General features: G+C 29.9%; 8 protein-coding genes and 2 pseudogenes. 5 read left to right on the top strand and 5 right to left on the bottom strand.

The genetic code is table 11. The features are described 5' to 3' along the window. Positions 1-346 precede the first annotated feature (346 nt). The 4 genes from C1715_RS01015 to C1715_RS01000 all read right to left on the bottom strand — a co-directional run bounded on the left by C1715_RS01015 (position 347) and on the right by C1715_RS01000 (position 5664). On the bottom strand, positions 347-682 hold the full coding sequence (locus tag C1715_RS01015) for a single-stranded DNA-binding protein (protein ID WP_102398825.1): 336 nt from the start codon (positions 680-682) through the stop codon (positions 347-349). A gap of 283 nt (positions 683-965) precedes the next feature. Next, a complete protein-coding gene (locus C1715_RS01010) occupies positions 966-3038 on the bottom strand; it encodes a beta-galactosidase (protein ID WP_102398824.1) in 2073 nt (690 codons plus the stop codon). A gap of 378 nt (positions 3039-3416) precedes the next feature. After that, entirely contained in the window at positions 3417-4418 is a 1002-nt protein-coding gene (locus C1715_RS01005; RefSeq protein WP_102398850.1) for a Gfo/Idh/MocA family protein, read from the bottom strand. Positions 4419-4422: 4 nt separating this feature from the next. Continuing rightward, complete coding sequence (locus C1715_RS01000) at positions 4423-5664, bottom strand: metal-dependent hydrolase family protein (RefSeq protein ID WP_102398823.1); 1242 nt, start codon at positions 5662-5664, stop codon at positions 4423-4425. A gap of 336 nt (positions 5665-6000) precedes the next feature. Between C1715_RS01000 and C1715_RS00995 the strand changes: the two genes are divergently transcribed. Further along, on the top strand, positions 6001-7395 hold the full coding sequence (locus C1715_RS00995) for a glycosyltransferase family 39 protein (RefSeq protein WP_102398822.1): 1395 nt from the start codon (positions 6001-6003) through the stop codon (positions 7393-7395). Positions 7396-7632: 237 nt separating this feature from the next. On the opposite strand, the gene C1715_RS00990 is transcribed toward C1715_RS00995, so the two are convergent. Then, positions 7633-8079: a GNAT family N-acetyltransferase gene (locus C1715_RS00990; RefSeq protein ID WP_102398821.1), complete on the bottom strand. Its 447-nt coding sequence runs from the start codon at positions 8077-8079 to the stop codon at positions 7633-7635. Between the two features lie 398 nt (positions 8080-8477). On the opposite strand from C1715_RS00990, the gene C1715_RS00985 reads away from it, so the two are divergent. From C1715_RS00985 to C1715_RS00970, 4 genes and pseudogenes are all read left to right on the top strand, one after another. Then, positions 8478-9224: a M15 family metallopeptidase gene (locus C1715_RS00985; protein WP_102398820.1), complete on the top strand. Its 747-nt coding sequence runs from the start codon at positions 8478-8480 to the stop codon at positions 9222-9224. Positions 9225-9827: 603 nt separating this feature from the next. Then, a pseudogene (locus C1715_RS00980) lies at positions 9828-9980 on the top strand (MerR family transcriptional regulator); the annotation flags it as partial. 21 nt (positions 9981-10001) lie between these two features. After that, positions 10002-11162: pseudogene (locus C1715_RS00975) on the top strand (RNA-guided endonuclease InsQ/TnpB family protein). Between the two features lie 162 nt (positions 11163-11324). Continuing rightward, complete coding sequence (locus C1715_RS00970) at positions 11325-12062, top strand: M15 family metallopeptidase (RefSeq protein ID WP_102398819.1); 738 nt, start codon at positions 11325-11327, stop codon at positions 12060-12062. Positions 12063-12313 lie beyond the last annotated feature (251 nt).

Below are 12313 nucleotides of genomic sequence, written 5' to 3'. Positions count from 1 at the left end.
GAATTTGGGACTAATCACAGTACGCTAAGGCCTTCTACATGTTTGCAGATTTCAATCCCCTAAAACCTTAACTCGCTCCTTACGTCCCTCAAACAGGAAGGTTTCTTAACGGAAATTGAAATCCGCAAACATAAGAAGTTCTAAGGCTAGTTCCATAGTCCCCAATTCCAATTTTTTCATTCCCTTAAAGTGTGATTTTTCAGTTCATTCATAGTTTATTTAGGGAGGAATACGACCTAGTAAAGGATGATTTTCCTCCACTATGTTACGGAAAATCATCCTTTACTAGCCCTCTAGCACACTGGTCCACTAACCCTCTGAAAATTATGACAAAGTCATAATTTTCTTATACTGCTGATTCTTTCTTACTTTCAAGAAACTTAATCTCATCCGCTACCACACTGGTATAATATCTTCTAGTTCCGTCCTGCTGATCTTTTGAATATATAGAAATTCTACCACTCACAGCAATCAATCGTCCCTTTAATAAATATTTTACTAAACTATCATAATGCTTTGTAAAATAAATAACTGGAATAAAATCTGCTTCTCTTTCTCCATTTATATTTTTACGTCTCCTATCTACAGCTAAAGTAAATCCAAGGCCTTTCCTATCACTTTCATTTAAGTCTATTAACTCCGTATCTTTAGTTAATCTTCCAATTAATGTAACTTTATTCATTGTACTCTCCCTTCCTCTTTTAAAACATTTATATACAATGAATTCTATCCATTTAATTGGTAATTATTCAATTACATTATATTTTTTCAAATTCATATAAGGTACATGAAAATAAATAACAAGTCAAAGATGCTGGTATATTTTGTGTCAGACAAGGAAGCAAGTTCCGCCGCTAGTAGAACTATCGGTGGGTTCTGCTGACGCAGTATGGCGCAAAATAGACTAGCATACTGACTTGTTATTTATTTGAATGTGCCTAATGAGATGAAAATCGGTCTTTAAGTTAGTTAATTTTTTGTAATACTCTTATTCCATATTTGTCTAACTCTAAAGAGTTCTCCACTTTATTTCCAGTCTCCATATCTCTAAATATCATTCCATTTAAATTCACGCTCTTTTTATCTGGCGTAAAGTTAGAAACAAATATAAACTTATTCTCTCCATCTGTACGCATTTGCGCGGTAACTCCATATGGTAATTCAGTATTTATTACTCTTTTCAAATTACAATCTTTAGCTATCTTTTCATAGAAGTTTAAAAGAAACTCCTCATTACTTCTAAAGGCTATATAATAAGCCTTTCCATTATGGAAAAGGTTTTCTGTGACAGCCGACATTCCCGCATAAAAGTCATTTTTATATTTGGCAAGCACTTTAGCTGTTTCTGCATGAATTAAATCGCAAAATATACTAGCTTCATATTTTCCTGCCATACCCAATTCATTATTATTTTCAAACTCAACATAATTCACTTCACCATCATATAAGGCATCTATTTCTTCAGACCAAATTCCAGTAACCTTTCTAAGTGGTCCTGGGAATCCTCCAAGGAAGCATAAATCATTTTCATCTACTATGCCACTCCAGTATGTAGTTACAAAAGTACCTCCATTTTTCACAAACTCCTCTATTCTTTCACCCACACCCCTTCTAACCATATACAGCATAGGCGCTACAACTAACTTATACTTTGAAAAATCTACATCCATGCTCACTACATCTACAGGCACTCCCATGTGCCAAAAGGCCTTATAGTGATTTACACAGGTTTCAAAATAATCCTTTTTTTCCTTTCTTGGACCCTGAGCGTCTTCCATTGCCCAGCAATTTTCCCAATCGTATATTACTGCTACCTCTGAATCTACTGAAGTCCCAACAACAGAATTAAGTTTAGATAATATTTCTCCAACTTTTGAAACTTCCTTAAACACCCTAGTATTTTCATGCCCACAGTGATCAACTACTGCTCCATGAAATTTTTCAGAAGACCCTCTACTTTTTCTCCACTGAAAATATTGAACAGTATCTGAGCCATGTGCTATAGCCTGAATTGAACCTAAAATATGCATACCGGGCCTTCTTAATTTAGCTACTGGTTGCCAATTAGTTGCACTAGGAGAGCTCTCCATCATCATGAATGGCTTTCCACCTTTTAAAGACCTATTTATATCATGTATAAACGCTCTTCTACATGCCTCTAAAGGCTCTGGACGCTGACCATGCCAATAAGGGTAGTTATCCCACGAAATCACATCTAAGTAAGGAGCAAACTCCCAATAATTTATGCTATTTGCTATATCTACATACTCATGAAAATTTGTTGTTATGGGTATTTCTGGTGTAATTTCTCTCAATGGAATAGTTTCTGTTTTAAAGAAATCTAAGGTTTTATATGTAACAAACCTTCTCCAATCTAAATTTAATCCGTGTAAATTAATTTCTCCCTGTAGTGCCGGTGATTCTATTTGAGACCAATCAGTATATGTGTGACTCCAAAAACCTGTCCACCATGTTTTATTTAACTTATCTAAATCACCATTATATTTTACTTTAAGCCATTGCCTAAACTCCTGTTGGCATAATTCACAATGACATTCTCCCTCATATTCATTAGATACATGCCACATAATAAGTGCAGGATGATTTTTATATCTTTCTGCTAACTTCGTATTGATTATGCGAACTTTCTCCCTATAAATTGGGGATGTATAACAATGATTGTGACGTTCTCCATGAAGATTTCTAATTCTATTTTCTTTAACTCTCAATACTTCAGGATATTTTTGAGACATCCATGCTGGCCTAGCCCCACTTGGAGTAGAAAGTATTACATGAACTCCATTACTATACAACTTATCCATAATCTCATCTAGCCATGCAAATTCAAATTTTCCTTCCTCTGGTTCCAAGAAGCTCCAAGAGAACATACCTATTGACACTACATTACAATTTGCAAGCTTCATAAGTCTCATGTCTTCATTCAAAATGCCCGGAATGTGCATCCACTGTTCTGGATTGTAATCTGCTCCATGCAACATAAAATTGCACTTTTTACTTACAGGTTCATATCTTTCCATAAAAATTTCCCCCTTATAAAAATTAAAATTTACTCATAGCTATCTAACGTAATGCTCCCCACTTGTAGCAAAATGGTACATGGAAACACATAATCCTATGAATAATATTTTCTAAGTTTCAGCTGCAATAAACCTACATCTAAAACCATAAACTTTATTTTCTTAGGTTAATATACCCTTTCTTGAATTATTAGTTTTACAATGAGCCATATGTATTTCACTGTTTTAACCTAAAATTCACTACTATATAAGAATTGTACAGTATTTTCGGAAAAATTTCTATATTACTTAATATTTTTAACAAAAATGAACGAGTAATTTTATTAAAATAAAAGCACATATATTTATATTAAAAATACACGTGCTTTTAAAAAATAACTACTTATTTTTTTTATCTGATGGAAAGACCAATCCGATTTCCTTTCTTATAGAATCCATTATTTCCATAACCCATTTAGAATTCTGGTAATAATTAACATCGGATTCAGTTTTATTTTCGTTTATTAAATTTATAAAATGTTGTGCTTCATAATACATGTCATCTTTTATTTGAACCTGCGTCAAATCTTCTTCTTCTCCATCTTTAAGCAGTATTTTTACCTTTTGAAAATTATTAATTGTCTCTATTGTTATACTGCCTTTTTCTCCTTGAATTTCTGACGACACATATGAGTTAGCAATTTTTGAATATGTAATTAAAGCATCCATATGATCATATTTAAATAGTACACTGCCCTCACCATCTACTCCAGATTCCAACATTAAGGCATTGGCCTTTATTGCCTTTGGCTTTCCAAATAGATTTACCATTGGATGAATACAATAAACTCCTATGTCCATCAATGCTCCATTAGACAACTGAGGATTAAATGCATTTAATACTATACCCTCTTTATACTTATCATACCTGGATGAATACTGACAGTAGTTACCAAAATACCTTCTTACTTTACCTATTCTATGTAGGTTTTCCTTAACAACTTTAAAATTAGGGAAATGAGTTGTTTTCATAGCTTCCATCAAGAGTACATTATTTTCTCTAGCAGTTTCTATCATTTCTTCAACTTCCATGCTGTTAGATGCAAAAGCTTTTTCACATAATACATGCTTTTTATTTTTTAAAAACAGCACACTCTGCTCTTTATGAAGCGCATTAGGTGATGCAATATAAACGGCGTCTATTAAGTTACTTTTTGCCATGTCCTCTAAATTTGTAAACACGTTAGTTACTCCATATTTTTCAGCAAAATTTCTTCCTTTTTCTTCATTTCTTGAATAAACTGCTGTCAAACAAAAATTCTCTAATTTTAATGCTCCATTTAAAAACCACTCTGTAATGTTATTTGTACCTATAATACCAAACCTTATTTTTTTATTCACGCTTTCATTCCTTTCTCTTAACAAATTTACCTTCTTTCATTATGACTTCCATTTTATCAGTAGCTACATTATGAATGTCCTCTAGTGGATTGCCATTAATTACTAAAAAGTCCGCGAATTTACCCTTTTCTAAAGTACCTGTAATATCATTTATCCTAAGCATTTCAGCTCCATTCTTAGTAGCTGCCATAATTGTCTCCATCTCTGTCAATCCTGCTTTATTAAGTGTATACATCTCTGTAATAGCATATTTACCATAAGGAGTCAAGCTGCTGCAGAAAGAGTCAGATCCGACGGTAATTCTAATTCCCTTTTTATTTGCTTTCTGTAAATTATCTATTATACGGTTCAGCTCTTTTTCAGCAGTGGTTTTACCTGGATAATTATCATGAACTGGTCTATACGGTGGTTCATACACAGTAAACCATTCATAAAAGAATTGCAGCGTTGGACAAAAAGTTATATCTTTTTCTTTCATTATTTCAAGGCACTCATCATTTAATTCCTGTCCATGAATTATTGCAGCAACCCCTGCTTTGCAAGAATTAAGTGCTCCCTCATAACCTTCAGCATGAGACCACACAGGTAATCCTACCATATTACACTCATCAACTACTGCTTGAATTTCTTCCATGCAATAATGGGAATCAGCCTTTGCATCATGTCTCCAAATCCCCCCACCAGTAGACCATATCTTAATGGCATCAGGATTTTCACGAATTCTTCTTCTCACTGCCTTTCTAAGATCCCAAGGTCCATCTACACGTTCAGCCCATGGATGTGAATCATTATTATATTCTAATGGTAACTTATGAGAATCTCCATGTCCTGCTGTTCTACAAAAACCAAGTCCAGACGTAACCACACGAGGTCCTTCTATAACCCCCTCTTCAATCATGTTACGAATATGTATTCCTGAACGAGAAATTTCACCTACAGATGTTAATCCATGTTCAAGGGCTTCACGAGCTTGCGCCACTGCCACAATTGTCTTTTGTATAACAGGCTCAAGCACCCACTCTGTATCATCATCAGTTCTATTTCCACTAAAATGAAGGTGAGTGTCAATTAACCCAGGCATTATAGTCTTTCCCGTAATATCCATTTTTTCTAAATCATCACCGATGTCCATCATGACCCCAGCATACTGAATTTTTTTGTCCTCAACAATTACTAATGAATTTTCTATAGGTTCGTTTCCAGTACCATCTATTAGTAATCCACCTAGAAATGCAATCTTATTCATAGTTTTCCCCCCTAAGATTTTGTATATACTCCAATCTATCTTTTAACAATTTATAGTTTATGCTTTTTAGAAACCGTTATCAAGCCATCTATACCCTGAACAACTATAAAATTTAAATTTTACATATATTTTTCTTCTAAACTCTTAACTTTATAACTAATTAACTTTATTGTATTTTGCTTAATATTTTAACTATCTTGTTCCAAATGGTTGAATTGTACAAAATAGTTCGTGATGTTATAATTGTAACGATTAAATATTATTTAAGGGATACGTGTCCCTTTTTTATTAACGGTAACGTTATAGCTATTAAATATAAATTTTAGGGAGATAACTATGAAAACACTATTTGCTAGACATAAAAAATTTCAACTTAATAAATTAGATAAAATATATCTATTTTTTATAACTATTATAGGAATATTAACTCGTATTTCTTTTATATTAAATGTACCTTGCAATCCTGTTTCAGATTTTAAAAAGTATCAAATTATAGCTACCAATATTTTTACAGGTAATGGTCATTCCTATTTAGGAAAACCTACTGCTTTTCAAGCAATGGGCTATCCATATACCCTAGGCTATTTTTATAAACTAATGGGATCTAATAATATATTCTTAGGTAAAATATTAAATGTTTTACTATCATCTGTAACTCTAATAATTATTTTATTTATACTATTTAAGTTGTGTAAAAATATGCTTTCAGTACATATAGCATATACAATAATAACTTTTATTCCAAACTATATTGCCTATAATAATGTTTTAGGCTCAGAGATACTAATAACATTTTTACTAGCAGTAATAATTTACCTACAACTATGTAATTTTAATGCTACTCTCCGATACATAACTATGGGAATTTTTATAGGGCTTGCTGCCTTAACTAAACCCTTCTTTTTAATGTATACCATAATAATCTCAATAATTCATTGGTTAAAAAGTAAAAATAGGAAAGAAACTTTTAAATTATTTTCTATTACTACTGTACTCATGTTTATAGTAGTGGCTCCTTGGACTTATAGAAACTACAAAAAATTCAATTTGATAATTCCTGTGTCTCACAATGGTGGATATGTATTATTTATTAATAATAACAGCAATAATAAAACTGGTGCTTGGATGCCTGTTGCAAACATATACGTATCTGAAAGTTTAAAAAGAGAATTTTATGAACATAATTTTAAGTATAGAGATAAATCTCAAAATGAGGTAGATCAGATTATGTTAAGTCCCTCCTTAGATAATTTATTTAAAAAAGAAGCAAAAAAATGGATATGGAATCATCCCCTTAGATTTTGCCAGCTAGGCTTAATTAGATTGCGTAACACCTTTTTCCACGGTGCAGGAGACATATATCAATGGACAATGGCTAGTAATGAAGCAACAAAATACTCAACTTTTTTAAAAACTAACTTTATTAATACTATTTTCAACGGATATGTTTATATACTAAATTTCTTTGGTTTTATTTTCGTTATATATAATATAAAAAGAATATTAGTTGGTTTATTTAAAAAAGAAACTAAAATTGATTATGTAACTTCTATACCATTTTTTAATATCGCATTCTTTATACTAATAGCTTTTGTTTTTGAAGGACAACAACGATACAATTTTCCTATACTATTTTTATGTTCACTATGTATAACTACTTTTATAGAAAAACTTGATGTAAGTAATAATTATCAGAGTACTACTATACATAAAGCACGACAGTTTTTTTAAGTGTACTAAATAGTAAAATTCATCATAAGTATGTTTTTAATGTTACAGCAGTATATGCTCTCTTTCCAATTATGGCTTAAATTATGTATCTTCCATGTACACTAAAAATAAAAATGTAGATGTATCTTATATAGACACATCTACATTTTTATTTTTCTTGCTTACATTTTTTATACCAGTTATAAATTCAGAATAAGGAATATAACTAATGAGCTTAACTAGTAGCCCTATTCTATATTAATTAGAACCGTATAACATCTCTACATGTGGAATATTATCCTCTAAATAAACCTCAGAAACTTCTTTAAAACCTAAACTTTTATAAAAATCCTTTAGGTATTCCTGAGCTGAAATTCTAATTGAATTCTCTCCTAAATTTTCTTCTATAAAATTTATTGCTTTTAGCATGCCTTTCCTTATTAAACCTTTATTCCGGTACTCTTTTTTAGTTAAAACCCTTCCTATAGAAATTTCCTTATAGGATATTCCTTTCTCTAAAATCCTTAAATAAGATACAATTTTACCCTTATGACTATAGAATAAATGATATGCATGTTTATCTTTACCATCACAATCCTGATAAGCACATTTTTGTTCTACAACAAAAACTTCATTTCTTATTTGTAATATCTCATATATATCTTCTACACTTAATTGGTTAAAATTTTTTATATTCCACTCCATTCAAATCTCCCTTTATCAGTCTACATGTTGCAGACACTTACTTTAAGTAAATTATAAGCAATAACTCTAGTGCTATCAACTAATTGTTTAAAAAATCAGATTTCTTATTTAACACAAAGCCCCTATGGACTTACAAATAACATTTATAATATAATGTAATTAAATTACAATTTAATATCCTAAGTCATTTTTAAAAGTGGACGCGCTTATAATTAAAAACATAAAAGGATATACTTTACATATATAGGTTTTATAAATAGACTTAATAAAAAATAGTAGATATTTAAACTTATTGATATTTATCAATTGCAACTATATTTATTTCATTTTACATTACTAATTTTTTTGCAGATTAAAAACTAGAGATTACAGACTGATAAATATGAAAGGAGAAGTTAATGAAAAAATTACTATGTTCTTTGATTTTGGTTTTAGCTATAATTTGTTCAATAAATGCCTTTACAGATTTAAAAGATAAAGAAAATAATTTAAATAATGAAAACACTAGTACTGTAGTTAAAGAGACAAATCCCAATATCACTACTAAAGTTAACAGTACTCAAACAAACAAAAAAACAAATATTCTTTTAATAAATGATAAAAATAAATTAAGTAAATCATATATTCCAAAAAATCTTGTAATTCCAAAAGTAAAATTTATATCTTATGCAGATCCTAATGTGAAAAAAATGGATATAGACGCTGCCGTGGCTCTAGAGAGTCTATTCCTTTCTGCTTCAAAAGATAACATAGAATTACTAGCTGTGTCAGGCTACAGAACTTATGAATATCAAGATAAACTTTACAAGAAGAGTAAAAATACTACCCGTGCATCGGACAAAGCTACATCCGAATATGTAGCTAAACCTGGAACTAGTGAGCATCAATCAGGATTGGCTATGGACGTACTTTCTGATGAATGCTTTTATCTAAATGATAGCTTTAGCCAAACAAATGCCTATGCTTGGCTTAAAGAAAACTGTTATAAATACGGTTTTATAATCCGTTATCCTAAAGGAAGAGAAAATATTACTGGATATTGTTTTGAGCCTTGGCACATAAGATATATTGGGTTACCTGCATCTAAAGAAATTATGGAATCAGATATTACTTTAGAAGAATATTTGCTACCTACTGGGAACTAAACGAAAAATACTTTTAGTTTCCTCATCCATTTTTTAATATTTTTTACTTATTAAAATTGTAATATAACTATTTATATGATTAACCCACAAAAAGCATTATATTACTTGAATTATGAAATTTCTCTGGAATGACTTGCATAAGAAGCGAAGGAACTGTTTAAATTTAATTTTAGAAATTCTTCTTTTAGACAGATAAAATTATCGTAAGCCTGGCAAGGACGCCAGGCTAGCGAATCTGAGGCAGGACGCTGAATGTGAGCGTTAGATAATTTTATATGGCTAAAAGATTAGAATTTCTTAAATTAAATTTATTGTTCAGAGCTTTTATGCAAGTCATGGAGGAGAAATTTCATAATTCCACCACATTGTACCTTTTTGTGGGTTAATCATTTATATATATTAAACTTTTATAAGTATTTTACACTTCTGAAACAACTGCAAAAGAATTTCGAAACCATGCTTCACTATACTTATTCATATATTGAGTATTTCATTGACTTAAATAATATTAAGGAGATATCTTTAGTTATTTAAAATATAAATAAAAGTAGTTAAATATAGTAAAATGCACTCATGAAAAGGAAGTGAGTACATTTGAAGAATATTAACTATAAACCAAATGAATTTGCAGAATTAATTAATGTATCAGTTAGAACATTACAAAGATGGTATAACGAAGGAATATTAAAAGCATTTATAACACCAACAAATAGAAAATATTATACTTATGAGCAATACAAAGAAAATATAAGAAAAAGATAAAGGAAGATGAATAAGTTGAAAAAAGCATACAAAATAGAAATTAAACCAACAGAAGAACAGATAACTAAAATTCATAAAACTATTGGTGTAAGTAGGTTCATATACAATTTTTATATTGCTCATAATAAAGAAGTTTACGAAAAAGAGAAAAAATTTATTAGTGGTATGGATTTTTGTAAATGGCTTAATAACAAATATATTCCTCATCATCCTGACAAAGCTTGAATTAAAGAAGTGTCTTCCAAAGCTACTAAACAAGCCATTATGAATGGAGAAAAAGCTTTTAAAAAGTTTTTTGATGGTAAAGCAAGTTTCCCTAAATTTAAGAAAAAGAAAAATCAAGATGTTAAAGCTTACTTTCCTAAGAATAACAAAACAGATTGGACTATTGAAAGACATAGAGTTAAAGTACCAACTTTAGGTTGGATTAGATTAAAAGAATTTGGATACATTCCAGTTAACTCCATAGTTAAAAGTGGTACAGTAAGTCAAAAAGCAGATAGATATTTTGTTTCAATTTTAGTTGAAGAAGCTATTAATTTAGACAATAAATCTTATTCAGAAGGAATAGGCGTAGACCTTGGACTAAAAAATTTTGCAATTTGTAATAATGGTTTATCTAAAAAGAATATTAACAAAACTAAAACAGTTAAAAAAGAAGAAAAGAAACTAAAACGTGAGCAAAGAAAGCTTTCAAGAAAATATGAAAGTTTAAAATTAAGAAATAAAAAAGAGAAAGGAGAAGCTACTCGTCAAAATATCCAAAAACAAATAGTCAAGGTACAAAAACTTCATCAAAGACTTACAAATATAAGAACTGATTACATAAATAAAACAGTGAATGAGTTAATAAAACAAAAACCAAGTTTTATAACTATCGAAGATTTAAATGTAAGTGGAATGATGAAGAATAGACATTTAGCTAAAGCGGTTGCTGGGCAAAAGTTTTATGAATTTAGAACTAAGCTTATTTTAAAGGCCAAACAAAATAATATTGAAGTAAGAATAGTTGATAGATTCTATCCAAGTAGTAAAGTGTGTAGCTGTTGTGGAGCATATAAGAAAGATTTAAAACTATCTGATAGAGTTTACAAATGCAGTTGTGGGCTTTCTATTGATAGAGATTTAAATGCATCAATAAATTTAGCTAATGCTAAAGAATATAAGATAGCTTAATTAAACAAGCACTTATATATGTACCCAAGGCTATTTGGGGAATTAACGACTGTGGAGTGCTATACAAACTGTAGTAGCTTAGGCAAGGCAGAGTACGTTGAAACAGTAAGAATCTCAATATGGATACATTTGAACATATTTTGAGTAGCAGGCATGGTTATTATGAAAAAAATACTGCCTACTGTATTATTACCTTTATTTTTATCTATATTTTTATCACTTATAATATTCAATTTAGTATTTATAAATACAAACTTAAATTCATTGAATAATAATGCTAAAATTCAATATACATCTAAACCTCAAATAGTTCAAAATGACCAAACAAATAAAAAATCCAATAAAACTGATATTATATTAGTAAATAAAACCAATACAGTAACCAAAAACTACCGTCCTGAAAATCTTACTATACCAAATGTTAAATTCATATATTATGCTGATCCTAAAGTCAAACAGATGGAATCAAAAGCTGCAGAAGCATTAGAAAGTTTATTTCAAGCTGCCTCAAAAGACAACATAACACTATTAGCTGTTTCTGGCTATAGGCCTTATGAATACCAAAGAGGACTTTATAATAATGATAAGCAGTCTTCTAATAACACTGATAAATATTTAGCTAAGCCAGGAACCAGTGAACACCAAACAGGTTTAGCTATGGATGTACTTTCTGATGAATATTCTTCACTAGATGAAGGCTTTGTTAACACAAAAGCTTATGAATGGCTTAAAGAAAACTGTTATAAATATGGCTTTATAATTCGGTATCCTAAAGAAAAAGAAGATATAACAAAATATAATTTTGAACCTTGGCATATACGATATGTTGGAATTACACATTCTAAAGAAATTACAAATAAAAATCTTACCTTAGAAGAATATTTAGGTAACACAGACTAGTTCTCTTATTTAAAAATAAAGTACACCTAAGTGTTTTAATTCTTATTTACCAATTAAAATACTTAAGTGTGCTTTATTTTTATAAATTTTACAATTTTGAAACAACTATTATAAAATTCTGTCATAGCCTGCTTATAAAATATACATACAAATGTATCCTTATTACGCAATTTAATTTATTTTTAAACATTTCTTTATTTTAATTAAAATGATACTATATATGTAGGCTAAACTAAACTTAAAGGTAATGG

It is taken from the genome of Haloimpatiens massiliensis (assembly GCF_900184255.1).
GTDB lineage: Bacteria > Bacillota > Clostridia > Clostridiales > Clostridiaceae > Haloimpatiens > Haloimpatiens massiliensis.
The sequence above is the reverse complement of the archived record's forward strand: the minus strand, read 5'-3'. Positions and strand labels throughout refer to the sequence as shown.